Origin of the sequence: Phenylobacterium sp., assembly GCF_030651185.1 — a bacterium.
Classification (GTDB): Bacteria; Pseudomonadota; Alphaproteobacteria; order Caulobacterales; family Caulobacteraceae; genus Phenylobacterium.
Genome location: NZ_JAUSCJ010000013.1, coordinates 73,435 through 92,119, shown reverse-complemented (window position 1 = coordinate 92,119; position 18,685 = coordinate 73,435). Strand labels below are relative to the sequence as shown.

21 protein-coding genes are annotated in these 18,685 nt (G+C 68.7%); 19 read left to right on the top strand and 2 right to left on the bottom strand.

The genetic code is table 11. The features are described 5' to 3' along the window. Positions 1–34: 34 nt before the first annotated feature. Positions 35–1,438, top strand: coding sequence for an HWE histidine kinase domain-containing protein (locus tag Q7J39_RS05540; RefSeq protein ID WP_304821269.1), 1,404 nt, complete (start codon positions 35–37; stop codon positions 1,436–1,438). Between the two features lie 33 nt (positions 1,439–1,471). Here the strand turns inward: Q7J39_RS05540 and Q7J39_RS05535 are convergent, their stop codons facing one another. Continuing rightward, positions 1,472–2,260 carry an SDR family oxidoreductase gene (locus Q7J39_RS05535; RefSeq protein ID WP_304821268.1) on the bottom strand — a complete coding sequence of 263 codons (789 nt, stop codon included), beginning with the start codon at positions 2,258–2,260 and terminating at the stop codon, positions 1,472–1,474. 303 nt (positions 2,261–2,563) lie between these two features. Here Q7J39_RS05535 and Q7J39_RS05530 point away from each other — a divergent pair, with 303 nt between their 5' ends. From Q7J39_RS05530 to Q7J39_RS05460, 15 genes are all read left to right on the top strand, one after another. Next, positions 2,564–3,349: a trans-aconitate 2-methyltransferase gene (locus Q7J39_RS05530; protein ID WP_304821266.1), complete on the top strand. Its 786-nt coding sequence runs from the start codon at positions 2,564–2,566 to the stop codon at positions 3,347–3,349. Positions 3,350–3,560: 211 nt separating this feature from the next. Continuing rightward, positions 3,561–4,034, top strand: a complete 474-nt coding sequence (locus tag Q7J39_RS05525; protein WP_370690000.1) for an SMI1/KNR4 family protein — start codon at positions 3,561–3,563, stop codon at positions 4,032–4,034. Positions 4,035–4,094: 60 nt separating this feature from the next. Then, on the top strand, positions 4,095–4,349 hold the full coding sequence (locus Q7J39_RS05520) for a type II toxin-antitoxin system Phd/YefM family antitoxin (RefSeq protein ID WP_304821262.1): 255 nt from the start codon (positions 4,095–4,097) through the stop codon (positions 4,347–4,349). Beyond that, positions 4,346–4,612, top strand: coding sequence for a Txe/YoeB family addiction module toxin (locus tag Q7J39_RS05515; RefSeq protein ID WP_304821260.1), 267 nt, complete (start codon positions 4,346–4,348; stop codon positions 4,610–4,612). The genes Q7J39_RS05520 and Q7J39_RS05515 overlap by 4 nt, the downstream gene beginning before the upstream one ends. Before the next feature lie 156 nt (positions 4,613–4,768). Beyond that, a complete protein-coding gene (locus tag Q7J39_RS05510; RefSeq protein WP_304821258.1) occupies positions 4,769–5,380 on the top strand; it encodes a hypothetical protein in 612 nt (203 codons plus the stop codon). Beyond that, positions 5,358–6,698: a hypothetical protein gene (locus Q7J39_RS05505; RefSeq protein WP_304821256.1), complete on the top strand. Its 1,341-nt coding sequence runs from the start codon at positions 5,358–5,360 to the stop codon at positions 6,696–6,698. The genes Q7J39_RS05510 and Q7J39_RS05505 overlap by 23 nt, the downstream gene beginning before the upstream one ends. A gap of 25 nt (positions 6,699–6,723) precedes the next feature. Then, positions 6,724–7,143, top strand: coding sequence for a hypothetical protein (locus Q7J39_RS05500; protein ID WP_304821254.1), 420 nt, complete (start codon positions 6,724–6,726; stop codon positions 7,141–7,143). Between the two features lie 5 nt (positions 7,144–7,148). Then, positions 7,149–7,550, top strand: coding sequence for a hypothetical protein (locus Q7J39_RS05495; protein ID WP_304821252.1), 402 nt, complete (start codon positions 7,149–7,151; stop codon positions 7,548–7,550). 65 nt (positions 7,551–7,615) lie between these two features. Then, on the top strand, positions 7,616–9,508 hold the full coding sequence (locus Q7J39_RS05490; protein WP_304821250.1) for a portal protein: 1,893 nt from the start codon (positions 7,616–7,618) through the stop codon (positions 9,506–9,508). Positions 9,509–9,721: 213 nt separating this feature from the next. Beyond that, a complete protein-coding gene (locus tag Q7J39_RS05485; RefSeq protein WP_304821248.1) occupies positions 9,722–10,543 on the top strand; it encodes a hypothetical protein in 822 nt (273 codons plus the stop codon). Positions 10,544–11,344: 801 nt separating this feature from the next. Continuing rightward, positions 11,345–12,541 carry a P22 phage major capsid protein family protein gene (locus Q7J39_RS05480; RefSeq protein WP_304821246.1) on the top strand — a complete coding sequence of 399 codons (1,197 nt, stop codon included), beginning with the start codon at positions 11,345–11,347 and terminating at the stop codon, positions 12,539–12,541. A gap of 102 nt (positions 12,542–12,643) precedes the next feature. Continuing rightward, complete coding sequence (locus Q7J39_RS05475; RefSeq protein WP_304821244.1) at positions 12,644–13,264, top strand: hypothetical protein; 621 nt, start codon at positions 12,644–12,646, stop codon at positions 13,262–13,264. After that, positions 13,261–13,500: a hypothetical protein gene (locus tag Q7J39_RS05470; protein WP_304821242.1), complete on the top strand. Its 240-nt coding sequence runs from the start codon at positions 13,261–13,263 to the stop codon at positions 13,498–13,500. The genes Q7J39_RS05475 and Q7J39_RS05470 overlap by 4 nt, the downstream gene beginning before the upstream one ends. Continuing rightward, the gene (locus Q7J39_RS05465) at positions 13,500–14,084 is read left to right on the top strand and encodes a hypothetical protein (protein ID WP_304821240.1); all 585 of its coding nucleotides are present in this window, start codon (positions 13,500–13,502) and stop codon (positions 14,082–14,084) included. Before Q7J39_RS05470 ends, Q7J39_RS05465 begins: the two co-directional genes overlap by 1 nt. A 12-nt stretch (positions 14,085–14,096) precedes the next feature. Next, positions 14,097–14,507, top strand: a complete 411-nt coding sequence (locus Q7J39_RS05460; RefSeq protein ID WP_304821238.1) for a hypothetical protein — start codon at positions 14,097–14,099, stop codon at positions 14,505–14,507. Between the two features lie 580 nt (positions 14,508–15,087). On the opposite strand, the gene Q7J39_RS05455 is transcribed toward Q7J39_RS05460, so the two are convergent. Then, positions 15,088–15,855 carry a bifunctional 2-polyprenyl-6-hydroxyphenol methylase/3-demethylubiquinol 3-O-methyltransferase UbiG gene (locus Q7J39_RS05455; protein ID WP_304821236.1) on the bottom strand — a complete coding sequence of 256 codons (768 nt, stop codon included), beginning with the start codon at positions 15,853–15,855 and terminating at the stop codon, positions 15,088–15,090. Between the two features lie 64 nt (positions 15,856–15,919). Between Q7J39_RS05455 and Q7J39_RS05450 the strand changes: the two genes are divergently transcribed. From Q7J39_RS05450 to Q7J39_RS05440, 3 genes are read left to right on the top strand one after another with little or no spacing between them, the layout of a single operon-like run. After that, positions 15,920–17,428: a hypothetical protein gene (locus Q7J39_RS05450; protein WP_304821234.1), complete on the top strand. Its 1,509-nt coding sequence runs from the start codon at positions 15,920–15,922 to the stop codon at positions 17,426–17,428. Positions 17,429–17,435: 7 nt separating this feature from the next. Further along, positions 17,436–17,783, top strand: a complete 348-nt coding sequence (locus tag Q7J39_RS05445; RefSeq protein WP_304821232.1) for a hypothetical protein — start codon at positions 17,436–17,438, stop codon at positions 17,781–17,783. Continuing rightward, complete coding sequence (locus tag Q7J39_RS05440) at positions 17,783–18,679, top strand: hypothetical protein (RefSeq protein ID WP_304821230.1); 897 nt, start codon at positions 17,783–17,785, stop codon at positions 18,677–18,679. Before Q7J39_RS05445 ends, Q7J39_RS05440 begins: the two co-directional genes overlap by 1 nt. Positions 18,680–18,685: the final 6 nt, after the last annotated feature.

Here is an 18,685-nt window from a genome sequence, read left to right as displayed (position 1 = left end):
GGCCGATGTCTCAGCCCCGCCCCGCGCTCACTTCATGGCGCAGGGCGCCAAGCTCCACGACGGCCCGGTGCGGGCGGAGGTCGGGGCACAAACAGCGCGCTATTCCCCGGGAAGAGGCGCATGGCTGCGCGGTGTCTCGATGCGGCCAGCGCTTGCGACGCCTCAGCCACGCTTTGGATTCATGATGAAAAAAGCCATTCCTCCGTTCGTCGTCTTGGTTGTGGAAGACGAGCTGATGCTCCGGATGCGCGCCGTGGACATCGTTGAGGACGCCGGGTTCATTCCCATAGAAGCCGTCAATGCTGACGAGGCGATTCGGGTCCTTGAGTCGCGCGATGACGTAGCGGTGTTGTTCACCGACATTCAAATGCCGGGAAGCATGGACGGGCTAAGACTTGCCCACCTGGTGCATACCCGCTGGCCCCATATCAAGATCATCCTGGTTTCTGGCCAGATCGCGGTTGATGACTCCGACAAGCCGCAGGACAGCAAGTTCTTCCCCAAGCCGCTTGAGATCCATCAGATGGTCCTGGAGCTCCAGGCGATGATCGGCAGCGGCGCCCTGAAGGTGTTGCCGACGCTTTCGGCCGAGAACGGCTCCCTGACCAAGGAGAACAAGGAGCTTCGCTATCAGCTTCAGCAGGCCGGGGCCCACGCCAAGGCTTTGCTCTTGAAGACCGTTCTGGATACCGAAAAGCAGCAGCTGATCATCAATGAGAACCAGCCGCTTCAGGACGCCCTGACCACCGAAAACGACAGTCTGAAGCTGGCCCTGGAACAGGCCGGAATCGACGCCACCGCCCTGTTGGTCCAGGCGGGGATCGAGGCCGAGGAGCGTGATGCGGCGGGGAAGCTGCAGGACCTCATTCACGCCGAGCTGCACCACCGGATCAAGAACATGCTGGCGACCGTGGGCGCGATTACCGACCAGAGCCTGCGGACGGCCACCAGCATGGCCCACGCCCGGTCGGCCATCGACGGACGCTTCGCGGCCCTGGCGCGGGCGCATGATCTTCTCACCCGCGCGAGCTGGGATAACGCGACCATCGAGAGCACGGTCCGCAGCGCCGTCGAACCCTTTGACCAAGGGGGCGGCCGCTTCGTCATTTCCGGCGAGAACATCCGGATCACGTCCAGCTCGGTGATCGCCTTCGCCATGACCTTGAACGAGCTCTGCACCAACACGACGAAGTTCGGCGCCCTCTCGCTTCCATCGGGACAGGTCCGTCTGGACTGGCACGTCGAGGACGCGCGCCTTCAGCTGGAATGGGCGGAGTTCGGCGGGCCGCCGGTGACTGAACCGACGCGCAAGAGTTTCGGAACGCGAATGATCACGTCCCTGGGTCAACAGCTGAAGGGCCAGGTCGAACTCGACTACAGGCCAGGCGGGTTTGTCTACCGGCTGAATGTGCCCGTGGAGGCGCTCACCACACGGTGAGGCCGGAGCAGGCGACGGTTCGCTTTGGGGCCCCTACGCCGTTCCCATCACCTTGGCCCGCAGGCGGCGCATGCCGCCCAGCCAGCGGTCGTAGTCGGCGGTCTTGCGCTGCATGTAGGTGAGCACCTCGGGGTGCGGCAGGATCAGGAAGCGTTCGGCAGCCAGGCCCTCGATGACGTGGCCGGCCACCTCGTCGGGGGTGAGCACCCCGTCCAGGCTCTGGGGCGAGCCGGAGCCGCCGGCCCGCAGCATGGCGGTGTCGACCCCCTGCGGGCAGAGGATGGAGACCTTGATGCCCTGGTCGCCGTGGGTGATGGCGATACTTTCGGCGAGACCCACGGCGGCGTGTTTGGTGGTCGAGTAGACGGCGCCGCCGATCTGCGACAGCAGGCCCGCGGCCGAGACGGTGTTGAGCAGGTAGCCTTCGCCACGGGCGATCATACCGGGCAGGACGGCGCGGGCGGCGTGGACGTGGGCCATGACATTGACCCCCCAGGCGCGGGCCCAGACGGCGTCGGGGGAGGAGACCGCGTTCTCGCGGTCCGGGTCACCGTCGCCGACCCCGGCGTTTGCGCAGAAGAGGTCGATGCGTCCGTGGGCGGCCTCGACGGCGGCGACAAGGTTGGCCACCTGGGCGCCATCGGAGACGTCGACGGTGTAGGCGCTCCCGCCGATCTCGGCGGCGACAGCCTTCGCGCCGGCTTCGTTGCGGTCCACGACGGCGACGTGGGCCGCGCCCTCATGTGCGAAGCGGCGGGCGAGCGCCGCGCCGATGCCCTCGGCGGCACCGGTCACCACAACGATCTTGCCCCGAACGTCCATGTCTCGTCTCCGTCCCGTGTGCCTTGTTGCGGGCAGGGGTAGGGCGGGGGACTGGTGAAGGCAATGGGGCGAACCTGTTCGTGTGGTTCGTGTGGTTCGTGGACAATCTTGGTCGGCCTTGCGGCGTCGCGGCGTGAAGACTTGGAACCACGAACCACACGAACCCCACGAACGGGGGCGCTTCCAGGGGCTTAATGTGAAACGTGGCCGGCTGCGCCGGGTGGAGAATTGTGAGTTCAGCTCACAAGAATGCGTGCGAGATGTCGTTTGATTGACCGGGCTCGATCCCGGATCGTCCGCGACATGAGCGATATTCCCCTGCACTTGGCCCGGTCCTTCGACGAGGTGGCTGAGCTCTATGAGGCCCACCGGCCGGGCTATCCTGAGGCGCTGTTCGTCGATCTGATGGCGCAGGCGCGGCTGGGGCCGGAGGACGCGATCCTGGAGCTGGGGTGTGGCACAGGGCAGGCGACGCGGGGGCTCGCGCTCTATGGTCGCCGGGTGCTGGCCCTCGATCCGGGACCGGATCTGGTGGAGGTGGCGCGGCGCCGGCTGGCGGCCTTCCCCCATGTGCATTTCGCGACAACGAGTTTCGAGGACTGGGCGCCCCGTTTGTCGGCCTACCGGCTGATCGTCTCGGCCCAGGCCTTCCACTGGATCGACCCGATGGTGGCCCTGCCCAAGGCGGCCGCTGTGATGGCCCCGGGCGGGGTGCTGGCCTGCTTCGCCCATGTGCCGGAGCCGCCGCCGGCGGCGTACCTCGGGGTCCTAGAACCGATCTATGCGCGTCTGGCGCCCGAACTCTGGGTCGATCCGCCGGAGCGGTGGTACTGGCCGGACGGGGCGTTCGCGCAAGGCCTGGCGGCGAGCGGACTGTTCGGGCCGGCCGAGCACCGGGTCTATCGCGCGACGCGGGCCTACACGGCCGATGGCTTTGCGGACTACCTGCGGACCCGGTCGGACTACCGCGCGCTTGGGCCCGAGCGGCTGGAGGCCCTGTTGGCGGCGGTGGTCCAGGCGGTGCGGGAGGGCGGCGGGGCCATCGAGATGGAGATGCCCGCGCATCTGCACATGGCGCGGCGGCTCTAAAAGTTCCTGTTTTGTTCTTGACGACGTCGCGCAGTTTCGCTACATTCTCGTCATTGGTTGTTTCTGCGTCTGAGGCGCGGGACGGGCTTCCGGCCCCGCGACGCCGCCGCGCTCCGGGTGGGCCACCTTCTCGGCCGAAGGGCGGAATGAGGGCCCGATATGAAAGTATCCGTCCGGGAGGCCGCTCGGCAGGTTCGAAGAGGCCGGCGGGCTGAAGCGGCTGAAGCTCGACCAGTCGGACCAGGTCATTGTCTTTGTCAGCCAATTGCTGGGCCGGCCGCTTCCGTCGGGTCTCGAAGATTTCTACCGGGAGAACATCGCCGAAATCGGGGAATTCCCGAGCTACAATCCGTGGTGGAACGCCTGGATGAGCCGTTGGGAATCCGACCTGACGATCGTCCTCGATCTATTCCCAGCCGAGGCCGCGCCGCTTTTCAGCGACGGATGCGGCAACGTCTACGCGCTTGATCCGTCGTCCGGCGATGCGACGCCCGCCGTCTATTTCTTCGATCACGAATATGGCTTCCATCAACCCCGGTGGGCCGTCGGTTCCTCCTTGGGGAGGTTCTTGCTGCTACTCGCCGATAGTGACCGTTCGATCAGGGAGGGTTGGCCAGAGGATTGGCGACGCGCCATCGATCCGGATCTCGACAAGTGTCCTCGGGCGCCAATGGAGTCCTCCTAGGAGGCTGATCTTGCCCTAACTTCTATTGTACGCGATATTGTACATATACCGGAGGCCCTCATGGACGTGCTCAGCTACTCAGACACCCGCGCCAACCTCAAGGAGGTGATGGATCGCGTCGTCGCGGACCGGGCGCCGGTCGTCGTCACCCGCAAGCGCGGGGAGTCGGTGGTGATGGTGTCGCTGGCCGACTGGAACGCGATGGAGGAGACGCTTCATCTGATGTCGAGCCCGGCCAATGCACAGCGTCTGGCCGAGGCGGTGCGTCAGCTGGAGGCCGGCGAGGGATCGGAGCGCGAGCTCATCGCGCCGTGAGGCTGGTCTTCGCCGACCGGGCCTGGGAGGACTATCTCCATTGGCAGGCGGCCGACGCCAATACGCTGGAGCGGCTGAACGGCCTGATCAAGGAATGCACGCGCTCCCCCTTCAAGGGGACGGGCAAGCCGGAGCCGCTGCGCGGCGAACTTCAAGGCTGGTGGTCGCGGCGGATCACGCTGGAGGACCGGCTGGTCTATCGGGTGACGGGCGCGGGCGCCACGCAGCAGCTGGAGATCGCCCAGTGCCGGTATCACTACTGAGCGCCGACTGAGCTTTCTCCTTCCCCTTCATGAGTAGGGTGGACGGCGGAACGCCGGACGGCTGGGGGAGTGCGGCAAGTATTTCCCACCCCGACCGCTGTCGCGGTCTGCCCCTCCCCAGGTCGGGGAGGGCGTTCAACATCAGGATTATCCGACATGACCGATCCCCCGGAGCCGGGGCGCGACGCCGTGCCCGCGGCGCTGGCCGTCGCCTATTCGCAGGAGATCGCCGAGGCGATCTGCGATCTCACCGCCCAGGGCCACAGCCTAGCCGCCATCTGTCGGCGGCGCGGGATGCCGTCGCAGTCGGGGGTGCTCAAGTGGCTCAAGCGCCGGGCCGACTTCGCCGAGAGCTACGCCCTGGCCCTGGCGGCCGGCGGCGGCCCGCACAAGGGCGGGGAGCCTAGCCACTACAACCTCGACACCGCCGTGGAGTTCTGCCGCAGGCTGGCGGAGGGCCGCGCCCTGATCCGCATCTGCGAGGATGAGGACATGCCGGTGGTCTCGACCATCTATCACTGGCTGAAACGACATCCTGAGTTCGTTGCCCTGTACGCTAACGCCCGGGAGATCCAGGCCGACCGACTGTTCGAGGAAGTCCGGGAGATCGCCGACAGCGCGACGCCCGAAACCCTGGCCGTCGACAAGACGCGCATCGCCAGCCGCCAGTGGCAGGCCGCCAAGCTGGCGCCGCGATCCTATGGCGCGCGCATCAACCAGGAACATCCGGACGCGGTGGTGATCAATGTCGAGGTGGTCGAGTTCTGAGCTTAACCTGCGGGTGCCGGGCGGCTGGGAGCCGCGCGAGTATCAAAAGCCGCTGACCCGTTACCTGCAGAAGGGCGGCAAGCGGGCCGACGTGGTGGCGCACCGGCGGTGGGGCAAGGACGAGGTGGCCCTGCACTGGACCGCCACCCAGGTGGTGAGGAACCCCGGGACCTACTGGCACCTGCTGCCGGAGGCCTCCCAGGGGCGCAAGGCGATCTGGGACGCGGTCAACCCGCACACCGGCGCCAAGCGGATCGACGAGGCCTTTCCCAGGGGGTTCCGCGCCAGGACCGTCGACGCGGAGATGAAGATCGAGTTCCGCAATGGGGCGGTCTGGCAGGTGTTGGGCTCGGACAATTACGACCGGCTGGTGGGGGCCTCGGTGCGCGGGGTGGTGTTCTCCGAGTGGGCGCTCGCCAAGCCGGAGGCCTGGACCTACATCCGGCCGATCCTGGTGGAGAGCGATGGCTGGGCGCTGTTCATCTGGACGCCGCGGGGGCGGGGGCATGCGACGCGGGCCTTCGAGGTGCGCGCCGCCGATCCGGCCTGGTTCACGCTGAAATCGCCGGCCACGGAGACCGACGTGTTCACGCCCGCGCAGCTGGCGGTGGAGCGGACCGAGCTGATCGCCGAGGCGGGATCGGAGGCGGAGGGACAGGCGAAGTTCGACACCGAGTACCTGGTGGCCTTCGACGCCGCCGCGCCCGGCGCCTATTACGGCGCGGCGCTGCGGGAAGCCGAGGCGGCCGGGCGGATCGGGCGCGTGCCGCACGACCCGGCGCTGAAGGTGGACACCGCCTGGGACCTGGGGATCGACGACTATACGGCCATCTGGTTCTTCCAGCAGGTGGGGCGCGAGGTGCGCGCCATCGACTATTTCGAGACCTCCGGCGAGGGGCTGGACGCCATCGTCGCCCAGGCGCTGTCGGGCAAGCCCTATGTCTACGGGACCCACCACCTGCCGCACGACGTGATGGTTCGTGAGCTGGGGGCCGGCGGTCGCTCGCGGCTGGAGACCCTGGGTGGGCTCGGGGTCTGGCCGATCTGCGTGGGCACGGCGCAAGGGCCGGACGAGCGGATCAACGCCGCGCGGCTGATGATCCCGCTGACCTGGTTCGACGCCGAGAAGTGCGCCGTGGGGCTGGACCGGCTGGGCGCCTATCGCAAGCGCTGGAGCGCGGCGACGCGCAGCTTCGTCGGGCCGCTGCACGACGCCGCCAGCCACGGGGCCGACGCCTTTGGCGAGTTCGCCGTCAACCGCCAGGGCGCGGCGCGGCCGAAGAGCGCGCGGGCGCAGGGGCTGAACTGGATGGGGTGAGGCCCTTTCCTCAAGGAGACAGACCATGCCGACCCCCGCACACCGCGTTCGCGCGAACCAACTGATCGCCTCCAACCGCCCCCTCCTGGCTGCTGCGCCGCAGAAGCGGCGGCCCCTCGATTCCCAACGCACCGACGTCTTTCAGCCGGGCCCTGATGGGAAGCTCCATCCCGTTCCCGGGTGGACCACGACGGGTGCCTTCGACTTCGGCCGCTGGACCCGGAACATCAACCTTCCCGGGGTGGCCCGGGACCTCGCCTTGATCGCCGCGAGCTCGATCGGCGGCGGCGGCCTACAGGGGCTTGGCGCCTTGCGGGGCGTGACCGGGGTGACGGGCGGTGGACTCACCGCGGCCGATGGCGTGACCCTGGGAGCGGGGACCTATGTGGTGGGGGACAGGACGATGGAGTCCATGGCTCCCAAACAGCGTCCGAAACACTGGTGACGACCTTGGATGACCTGGATAGCATCGCGGCGTCGACCTTCGCGGCGGCGCCCAGGGCGGGAGATCAGATGCGCAAGGACGTGACCACCTATCTCGCCTTGGCGTCCTGCGCCTACATCCTGGTCTATGTGGGCGTGCACATGCTCGACGACGGGTTCGGCCTGGCCTTGCCGATGTTCGCGACCTTGGCGGCGTTCGGCACGCTGCTGGCCGGCCTTCCGGCCGCACCCTACGTCTGTATCGCCGGAGGCGTGTTGACCGGCGTCCAGGTGGCCATTCCCCTGGCCGTCCATCGAGGCGCGCCGGACATGCCGTATGCGGTCGGTTGCCTGGCGGCCGCGGCGCTCGCCGTGGTGACGGGCCTGATCCTGGCGCGGCGCGTCAAGCCGGCCGACCCCGCGGCCTGAGCCGCGCCTCCCTTCCGACACTTCAGCGACCCGTGGGCCGAGCGCCGCGGGCCGAAGGATCCTGCATGAAAACCGAAGACATCCTGAAGGACGCCCGTGAGGCGTTCGACCTGGCTTGCGAGCACGAGTCAGAGAACCGCCGCGAGGCGCTGGACGACATCCGCTTCGCCCGGCTGGGGGAACAATGGCCCGACAAGGTGCGGCGTGACCGGGAGCTGGACGGGCGGCCCTGCCTGACCATCAACCGGCTGCCGGCCTTCATCCGCCAGGTGGTCAACGACGCGCGGCAGAACAAGCCGGCGATCAGCTGCCATCCCGTGGACGACGGCGCCGACCCGGAGACCGCCGAGATCTTCAACGGCCTGATCCGCAACATCGAGCAGTCCAGCGACGCCGAGGTGGCCTATGACACCGCGCTGGATTTCGCGGTGACCGGCGGGTTCGGATACTTCCGGATCAACACCCGCTATGCCGGCGAGGACAGCTTCGACCAGGACCTGGTGATTGAGCGGGTGGCCAACCCGTTCAGCATCTATGGCGATCCCCATTCGACGGCCGCCGACTCGTCCGACTGGAACACCGCTTTCGTGGTGGACACCCTGCCCAAGGCCGCCTTCGAGGCGCGCTGGAAGGGGGCCGACGCCGTCGACTGGAGCGCCGACTCCTATGCCGGGCTGGGCGGTCCCTGGCTGGAGGGCGACCGGGTGATGGTGGCCGAGTACTGGCGGCGCGAGGCGGTGATGAAGACCCTGCTGGCGCTGTCCGATGGCCAGGTAGTGGAGCGCTCCGTCTACGAGGCCCAGAAGGCGATGTTCGACGCCCTGGGGGTGAGCGTCATCGGGCGGCCGCGGGCCGTGGCCTCCAGCAAGGTGGTGCAGGCGATCATGAACGGCGCCGAGGTGCTGGAGACTGTCGACTGGGCGGGCCGGTTCATCCCCATCGTGCCGGTCTATGGCGAGGAACTGCACGTCGACGGCAAGCGCCGGCTGCGCAGCCTGGTGCGCGACGCCAAGGACCCGCAGCGGATGTTCAACTACTGGCGCACGACGTCGACCGAGCTGGTGGCGCTGGCCCCGAAGGCGCCGTTCATCGGTCGCAAGGGAGCCTTCGAGACCGATGCGTCGAAGTGGGCGACGGCCAATGTGCAGACCCACGCCTATATCGAATATGACGGCTCCGAGCCGCCGATGCGCCAGCCCTTCAGCGGCGTCCCGGCCGGCGCGCTGCAGGAGGCGCTGAACGCCAGCGACGACATGAAGTCGATCATGGGGCTGCACGACGCCAGCCTGGGGGCGCGGTCCAATGAGACCTCGGGGCGGGCGATCATGGCGCGGCAGCGGGAAGGCGACGTTTCCACCTTCCACTATATCGACAACTTGAGCCGGGCGATCCGGCATGCCGGCCGCATCCTCATCGACCTGATCCCCAAGGTCTATTCCGCGCCGCGTGTGGTGCGGGTGCTGGGGCCGGGCGGGGAGGCCAGGCTGGCGCCGGTGAACCAAAAATTCCAGGCGCCCGACCCGGCCGACCAGGCGCGGAAGATCACCCGCATCTACGACCTGGCTGCGGGCAAGTACGACCTGACCGTCAAGTCGGGGCCGAGCTTCACCAGCCGCCGGGAGGAGGCGGCGACCCAGATGATCGAGCTGATCCGCGCCTATCCGCCGGCCGCCCCGGTGATCGGCGACCTGCTGGCCCGCAACCTCGACTGGCCCGGCGCCGACGAGATCGCCGGACGGCTGGCGGCCATGGTGCCGGGCGAGGCCCGTGGCGCGACGCCAGAGGTGGAGGCGGCCAAGGCGCAGATGGCCAAGCTCGCCCAGGCGCTGCAGGCCGCCGGCGCCAAGATCGCCGCCCTGGAACAGGACCGCGCCCACGAGGCCCGCAAGCTGGAGATCGAGGCCTTCGAGGCTGAGACCAACAGGATGCGGGCGATGGAGGGGCGTCAGCAGGTCTGAATTGTTCTTGATTTGTTCTTGACGGGCTCGCGCGTTTTTGCGATGATTTCGTCATTGGTCGAGAGTGCGTCCTGAGCCTCCGAACCGCTTGCGAGCCGCCGCCTGTCCGGTGAGCGCCTCGGCTTCTATCGATCCACGCGATGGGACCGCCGGTGAGCGGCTCTGCGCGTGCGTCATCACCGGCCCGAGTGGGCCGATCATCCTGAGGACATCATGAGAGACGAAGACGCGACCGATCTGGCCGTGGACGCTGGCGTCCTGGCGCAGGTCGCCGGGGCCCAGGCGCCCGGCGAACTCGAGGGTGACGACCATGAGGAGGTGGAGCACGACGGGCAGGTCTACCGCATCCCGCGGGCCCTGAAGGGCGCGTTCCTGATGCACGGGGACTATACCCGGAAGACCCAGGAACTGGGGGAGCATCGCCGCTCACTGGAGGCGCAGCGCCGGGCCCATGCACAGGAGGTGGAGCTGGCCCAGGCCGATATCGGCGACCGGGCGCAGCTGCACCTGCTGGACCAGCAGCTCGAGGCCTATCAAGGCGTCGACTGGGAGGCGTACGGACAGGCCGACCCGCAGGGCGCCCAGGCGGCTTGGGCGGAGTTCACCCAGACCCAGCAGGCACGCGAGCAGTTCGCCTGGTCGCTGACCCACAGGACCGAGCAGGGCCGGCTGGAGGCGCAGCGCCGAGCCGCGGCGCAACTGGCCGAGACGGGCCGGGTGCTGAGCCAGGAGATCGACGGCTGGTCGCCCGAGGTGGCCGCCAAGCTGGTGGAATATGCCGGCGCCTTCGGGGTGACCCTGGAGGAGCTGCGGGAGATCGCCGATCCGAGGCTGTGGAAGATCCTGCACCGCGCCCACCTGGGCGAGCAGCTGGAGAAGCAGCAGGCCTCGGCCAGGACCCTGGCCCAGACCCAGGCCGTGCGGCCGGCGATCTCGGTCACCGGGGCGGCGGTCCCCGGCGGCGGCGTGCGCGACGAGATGGCGACGGGGGAATGGATCCGCCGGCGCAACGAACAGGCGCTGAAGGGGCGATAGGGATGGCGAGCGTCGACAAGCTGATCCTTCGAAACCGGACCTCGTTGGCGGATGCGCCGAAAAGGGCCAAGGCCTCCACCGCCCCAGGACGGTTGCTCTCCCGCCTGTCAGTCGGCCTGGGCAATGCGACCCAGATACCCATGCTGCCCGGCTACTCCGGGTACTGAGGAACGGGCGGCTCCAGCCCCGGGGCGCGCTTTTGGAAGAGCGCCACCGGCAGGGCGACGAGCCCCGCCCCCAACGGCAGGGCCACCCTGGGACCCACCAAGATGAAGATGACCCCCAAAGCCTCGCCGTTATCGCCACCCTGCTTCAACAGGTAGAAAACGAGATTAAGAGATGGCGCTCGGAACACAGCACGGCGATGGGCGCCGCAACGAAAAGCGGCGTGGGAATCTATCCCAGCACCAGCAGCGCGCCCGGAATTCCATATCGACGCAGCAATCGTCGGCTCATGGAGCGGCCAACCGGTTCCTTGTCCATTTCACCGATCAAGTTCTCTTTTCGTTGCGGCCAAGCTGACGGGAACAGGCCAAACGTCAACCGCCAGCCTGGCGATCGCCGACAGTGCCTCCGGTCGCTCTCAGAGCTTGTGGGGCGTCGGCGGCTCTCTCCCTCTCCCGGACCCGCGTGACCAACTCCCTGCGAGAGTCACGCCTGACAGATTGCGCTCCGCCGTGAGCGCCCCTGGACGCGACCGCGCGCTGGCCCAGCCAGGACCGCCGCCGCGGACCGCCCTCCCATGAACCTGTGCGCAGCGCGCCCGACGGCCGCTGCGCCATCTGAAAAGGACGCCAGACCTTGCCCAACACCCTGCTTTCCCCCACCGCGGTCACGCGCGAAGCCCTGCGCGTGCTGCATCAGAAACTGAACTTCGTGGGGTCGATCACCCGCGAGTACGACGACAGCTTCGCCCGCCAGGGCGCCAAGGTGGGCGACACCCTGAAGGTGCGCCTGCCCAACCAGTACGTCGTGCGGACGGGCTCGACGCTCGCCGCCCAGGACACCACCGAGACCAGCGTCGACCTGAAGGTCCAAACCCAGAAGGGGGTGGACCTGAACTTCACCTCGGTCGACCTGACCATGAGCCTGGACGACTTCAGCGACCGGGTTCTGGAGCCGGCCATGAGCGTGCTGGCGGCCAATATCGAGGCCGACGCCATGTCGATGTACAAGGACGTCTACAATCAGGTGAGCAGTCCCGGCGCGCCGGCGACCTTCGCCAAGATCCTGCAGGGCCGGAAGATCCTGGTGGACAACCTGGCGCCCCTGGCCAGCCGCACCTGCAACCTCAACACCCAGGACAATGTCGACCTGGTGGACGCGCTGAAGGGCCTGTTCAACGACAAGACCAACCTGACCAAGCAATACCGCGAGGGCTTCATGGGCCGGACCGCCGGGTTCGACTTCATGGAGAACACCCTGTGGCCGTCGCACACGCCCGGCGCGCGTCCGGGCACGCCGGCGGTGAGCACCGCCAGCCAGACGGGATCGAGCCTGGCCACCAGCGGCTGGACCGCCTCGCAGGCGGTGCTGAAGGCCGGCGACGTGTTCACCATCGCGGGCGTGTTCCGCGTGCACCCGGAGACCAAGCAGCCCACGGGGGTGCTCCAGAGCTTCGTGGTCACCGCCGACGCCAGTTCCAACGGCTCGGGACTGTCGACCCTGCAGATCAGCCCGGCGATCATCACCAGCGGGGCGGGTCAGAACGTCTCGAACTCGCCGGCGGCCGCAGCCCTGCTGACCGTGGCCGGCACGGCCTCGACCCCTCACGGACTGTCCATGGCCTACCACCAGAGCGCCTTCGCCTTCGCCACCGCCGACATGGTGATGCCGCGCGGCGTGGACTTCGCCGCGCGCGAGGCCTTCGACGGGATCTCGATGCGGATCGTGCGCCAGTACGACATCAACAACGACAAGTTCCCGTGCCGGCTGGACGTCCTGTACGGCTTCAAGACCCTGCGGCCGCAGCTGGCCTGCCGCCTGGCCAACAACTAGGGCGCGCGGGGCCGCCCCGCGGCGGCCCCGTCGTCTTGCGGGCCGGCCACGCGGGCCGCCGCCCGCCGAAATCCTGAAATTCCACTGAGGAGGGACCCGCGCATGGCGCTCTCGACCTATGCCGACCTGAAGGCCGCGATCGCCGACTGGCTGGAGCGCGGCGACCTGGCCGACCGGACAGGGGACTTCATCGCCCTGGCGGAGTCGCGGCTGAACCGTGTGCTCCGTCTACGGATGATGGAGGCAGAGGAAGCGCTGACCGCCGGGGTCGGCCTCCGGACGGTGAGCCTGCCGGCGGCGTTCCGGGAGCCCATCGCGCTCTGGATCCTGGATTCCGGCGGGCGGACGCCGCTGCGCTTCATGGACCCGGCCTCGCTGACGATCAGCGCCACCGCCGGCGCCCCCCAGGCCTGGACGCTGAACGCCGGGGCCATCGCCTTCGACCGACCCTGCGACCGGGCCTATGGCCTGACCCTGCGGATGGTGGGCCGGCTGGCCCTGTCCGAGGCCCAGCCCAGCAACGCCGTGCTGACGGACTATCCGGACCTCTACCTGTTCGGAGCCCTGGTGGAGGCCGCGCCCTATCTGCGGGACGCCGAGCTGCTGTCGCTGTTCATGGCGCGGTTCGAGGCCGCCCTGGCCGAGGCCCGCGCCAAGGAGGCGCGGGGCAAGGCGCTGGCGACCCTGGGGGTCGAACCCCTGCTGCTGGCCAGCGGCGCATGACTCCCCTGCCGCCGGATGCGCCGGCCAACCTGCGGCCGGTGCTGAACGACCTGCTGGCGGCGGTCCGCGCCTGGCGCGCGCCCGAGGCGCCGACGCCGATCTATGCCTGCGCCCAGGCGGCCCTGCCGCCCGCGGCGAACTGGCCGCGCACGGTGCTGCTGGTGAGCGACCTGAACATCCTGGCCCATTCCGACGGGGTCCACTGGATCCGGCAAGACACGGGAGCGACCCTCTGATGCCTTCCTCCTACACCCCGCGCCTGCGCCTGGAGCTGCAGGCGGCCGGCGAGAACCTCAACACCTGGGGGGCGCCGAAGCTGAACAACGTGCTGAGCCGGATCGACACGGCGATCGCCGGCCTGACGGTGATCGCCCTGACCGGCGACCATGCGCTGACCAGTTCCAACGGCGACGACGAGGCCCGCGCCGCCCTGCTGAAGTTCACCGGCGCCGGACCGTTCGCGGTGACGATCCCGTCGGTCAGCAAGACCTATCTGATCTGGAACGCCTGCTCCGCCGCCGTGACCGTGACGACCGGGGTCGGGGCGGGGGTGGTCGTCGACGCCGGGGCCCGGGTGGTGGTGTTCTGCGACGGCGCCCAGGCCGCCGAACTTGGCTACGCCGGGTACGGACTGAAGGGCTACATCGACACCGCCGTCCTGGCGGCCACCGGCTCGCTGCCGGCCGTGACCGGCAACGCCGGCAAGGCGCTGTTCTGCGACGGCGTCGCCTGGGCCCCGAAGGCGCCGACCGTCGCCGACATCTCCGACTATTCCCCGGCGACCAACGCGCGGGCGATCGCCTTCTCACTGCTGTTCTAAGGAAGCCAAGCCATGGCCGTCACCGGCAACTACGTCATCACGCCCCAGACGCCGAAGTCCGGCGTCGCGGTCTGCACGACGGCGAACTCGACCTATTCCGACACGCCGGCCAATACCCAGAAGCTGCTGACCGCGGGGCCGAACGGCGCGCGGGTCACCAAGATCACCGCGATGGCGCGGGCGACCAACACCGCCACCGAGCTGCAGCTCTATGTCTCGTATGACGCCGGGACGACGAAGAAGCTGATCAATTCGGTGCTGATGGCCGCCTATACGGTGGCCCAGACGACGGGGCAGATCGCGACCGACTTCGGCTACAGCGAAGACTTGCCGATGGTGCTGCTGGCCGGCGCCGAGCTCTATGTCGCCATCGGGGTCAGCAACACCGGCGTCGTCTTCGCCGCCGAGTGGGGCGACTACTGATGCGTCCGGGCCTGAAGGGGCTTCAGAGCCCCGCCGCCGCGATGAACCCGCCGCGCAAGGCGGCCTCGGCCCCCGTCGTTTCCAACTACGTCCGGACCTATGCGGCGGGGAGCTACAACTGGCAGTGCCCGAAGACCGGGCGGTACCGGTTTGTGCTTTGGGGCTCTGGGGGTGGGGGTTTCGGCTCAATGAACCGAGGCGGCGGGGGCGGCGCTCACGCGCAGAAGGTTGCGCCAGTCCGGTCTGGAGAGATCGTTTCGGTAACGGTTGGCGGCCCGACGCTCGCCAACGACACCGGCGCAGCAACGACGGTCACCCTCGCCTCGGGGGTCGTGTCTGCTGGTGGTGGTGTGAAGGGCGAAGATGGGGGCGCAGGCGGAACGGCGATCGGCGGCGACATAAATGTGAGCGGTGGAAATAGGATTGGAGTGAACGGTGGCGCGTCTGGATCCAGCGGCCTGTTCAGTGGTGGCGGCACGCCGCCAAGTGCGCCGCCGACTAGCCCGGGCGGTGGTGGTGGCGTGTCAGGTGTCGGATTTGGGGGAGCGGCGGGCTACCTCGTAATTGTTCGTGAGGGGGGCTAATCCCGCACGAACAGGTGGACGAACCCGTCATCGCCCAGGCTGACCGGGTCCTGCTGTCTGCTCAGACCGCAAGCCGCCGCGTAGGGTTCCGGGTCGCCTGAATACAAAGTCAGACGTTCCAGGGTTTCTCGGACGCCCTTGGGGCCGGTGACCACATAGCGCAGGACGAGGTCCATCCGACCGACGCGCTCCATCATCGTTTGCTTGGCTACGAAGAGGGTAAGGGTCCCACCATCGGCGGTCGGCTGGCTAAAGACCGGCATGTTTGGAGGTGGGGGCGCAGAGCCCATCTTCGCCGCTACGGGCAAATGAAACGCCGCAGTTCCTCCTGGAGCCAGGTGAAGTGCGACCGCCTTGAACGTGTTCGCCCACGCCGCTCCGACCGGGAGATGGGCCAGAGCGTAAAAGGTGCAGATCACGGAGTCGAACCGCTCCTGAAGCGCGAACGAGGTCATGTCGCCTTGGACGAAGCGGACCCTCGACGCAACATCGGGATTGCAAGCCGCGCGCTTGGCGTTGGCCTGGGCCAGCATCGCTGGCGCCAGGTCGAGACCCGTAACGTGGAAGCCGCGTTCTGCGAGCGCGATAGCAACTCGGCCAGTTCCTGCCCCGAGTTCGAGGATCGAACCTCCAGCCGGAGCAAGGCTCGCATAGAGGTCTGTGTCCCCAGCGAGCGAGGCGTCACCCGCCGTGACCAAATCATAGAACGCCGTAGAGGCGCCCTTTTCCGAATAGTAGGGCCGAACCGGCGCAGAGACCTTCATTGCCGCAGCTTACGGCTCCGCACCACGCCGCTCAACCCGACCGCGAGGAAAGCGATACCAACCCATGCGCATACCCCTCGACATCCCGCCGGGGCTCTCGGCGGACGACACCCGTTTTGCGGCTGCGGGCCGTTGGGCGGATGGGTCCAATGTTAGGTTCTGGCGGGGCCGACCCCAGGTGATCGGCGGCTGGGAGCGGCTGGTGGACGCGCCGTTGACCGGCGTCTGCCGGGACGTCCTGCCCTGGACCGACAAGGCCGCGGTGCTGAACGTCGCCTTCGGCACCCACAGCCGGCTGCAGGTGTTCCTCGGCGGCGGTCTCTACGACATCACTCCCGCCGGCCTGACCGCCGGCCTCGTGGATGGAACCGGCGGGCAGGGGTACGGGACCGGGGCCTATTCGACCGGCGCCTGGTCGGAGCCGTCGTCGGGGGACTATTTCCCGCGCACCTGGTCGCTGGGGGCGTGGGGGGAGAATCTCATCGCCTGTCCGCGCGGGGGCGCGATCCATGCCTGGACCAACAACACCGGCGCCCCGGCGGCCCCGCTGAGCAACGCGCCGGCCCGGGTGACGCATATGCTGGTGGCGCTCACCGACCAGGTGTTCGCGCTGGGGTGCGACGAGGAGGTCTCGGGGACCTTCAACCCGCTGTGCCTGCGGCATTCGTCGGTGCGCAACAACACCGAGTGGATCACCGGGCCCTCGACCACCGCGCGGGAGTACATCCTGCCGGGCGGCGGGCGGATCGTGGCTGGCCGGGTGATCGGGCCCAACCTGCTGATCTGGACCAGCCACGCGCTGTTCCTGGGATACTTCGTGGGGTCCCTGGCCCAGCCCTGGCGGTTCGACCGGGTGGGGGAGAAGTGCGGTCTGATCGGCCCCAACGCCGCGGTCGTCGTGGGGCAGCAGGCCTATTGGCTAGGCCCCGACCTGCAGTTCTACCGCTACGGGCTGGGCGGGTCGGTGGAGCCGCTGCCGTGCGCGATCCGCGAGGCCCTGGCCGACAATCTGGCGGCGTCGCAAGGCGACAAGATCGTCGCCTCGTCATCCTCGTCGTTCAGCGAGATCCGGTTCGATTACCCCGACGCCCGCGAGGGTTCGGAGAACAGCCGCTACCTGCTGATGTCACTGATGGATGGGGCCTGGTCGCGGGGGATCATGGCGCGCACCGCGATGGTCGACGCCGGGCCGTCGCAGTATCCGATCGGGGTCGACCCCAATGGCGCGGCCCATTGGCATGAGCGCGGGCAGAGCGCCGACGGCGGCGCCTTCTCCTGGTTCGTGGAGAGCGCCGACCAGTGCCTTGACGAGAACGCCACGGCGATGGTGCGCGGCCTGTGGCCCGACATGGCCGATCAGGTCGGGCCGGTCTCGGTCTCGGTCATCAGCCGGTTCACGCCGCAGGGGGAAGAGACCTCGAACGGCGCCTACAGCATGGCCCCCGGCGCCGACCGGGTGGACCTGAGGACCACCGGGCGGATGTTCCGCGTGCGGTTCTCCGGCGGCTCGGCGCCGACCGCCTGCCGCATCGGCCGCCCGGTGTTCGACATTGTCGCGGCCGGAAGCCGCTGAGGGGGCGGTGGGCTGGGCGCGGTACCGCGCCTGGCTGCTGCCGGCGCTGCGGGGCGAGTGCGCCACGGAGGCGCAACTGCTGGAGGACATCCTCTCAGGCCGGGTCCAGCTCTGGGCCGGCGAGGCGTCGGCCGTGGTCACCCAGCGGGTTTGGGAGGACGGCGTCCTCCGCCTGCACATCTGGCTGGCGGGCGGCGACCTGGCCGAGATCCTGAGCCTGCGGCCCGGCCTCGAGGCCTGGGCCCGAGGGCAGGGCTGCCGCCACATCACCATCGACGGGCGCGCCGGCTGGAGCCGCGTGCTGCGCAGGCTGGGTTACTCAGCCGTCGGACATCAACTGCAAAGGACGCTCTGATGGGCAAGAAGACCAAGACGAACGAGACCACGAGGAACCACACCGTGACGGCGCCCACGAACCCCGAATGGGTGACGAACATGGCCCAGAGCCTGGATCTCGGGATCCAGAGGATCGGCGGCGCCAGTCCCTATGACTATGTGGCGCCGGTGTCGGCCCTGGAGCGCCAGGCCGAGGGCGGGGCGGCGGGCCTCAGCGGGCTGCGCGGCGGGAACGCCCAGACGGTGGGCAGCGACGCCTGGTTCTCCAGCCTGCTGAGCGGTGGCGCGCCCAGCGTCGGGTCGGCGAGCCTGCTGGACAACCTGTCGGCCTACTACAATCCCTACCGCGAGCAGGTGATCGACGCCGCCAGCGTCGACTTCGACGCCAATGCGGGGCGGACGCGGGCGGCGCAGGACCTGGCCATCGCCGGGCAGGGGGCCTTTGGCGGCTCCGGCGCGGCCCTCGCCAGGTCGCAGACCGAGGGCGAACTGGCGCGGGCCCGCAGCAGCGGACTGGCCCAGATGCTGTCGGAGATGTTCACCACCAGCGCCAGCCTGGCGGGCCAGGACGCCGATCGCCGCCAGCAGGCGTCGGCGGCCAATGCGCAACTGGCCCTGCAGGACAGCCAGATGAAGCTGCAGGCCGCCCAAGACCGCGCCAACAGCAACCGGGCCGACATCACCACCCAGGCCGCCCTGGGGGCTCAGATCCGGGGCGTGGACGATCAGATGCGCAAGGCGCCGATCACCACGCTGGCGTCGCAGATCGACATGTTCTCGGGCCTGCCCCTGGCGCTGTTCAAGGGACAGGTGGAGGACGGGACGGGGACGAGCAACAGGACCACGCGGGAGACGGGGGCGAGCCTGGGCGAGATCGCTCAGCTGGTTCAAGCCATCAGCAGTTTCCGAAATTGACCCGCC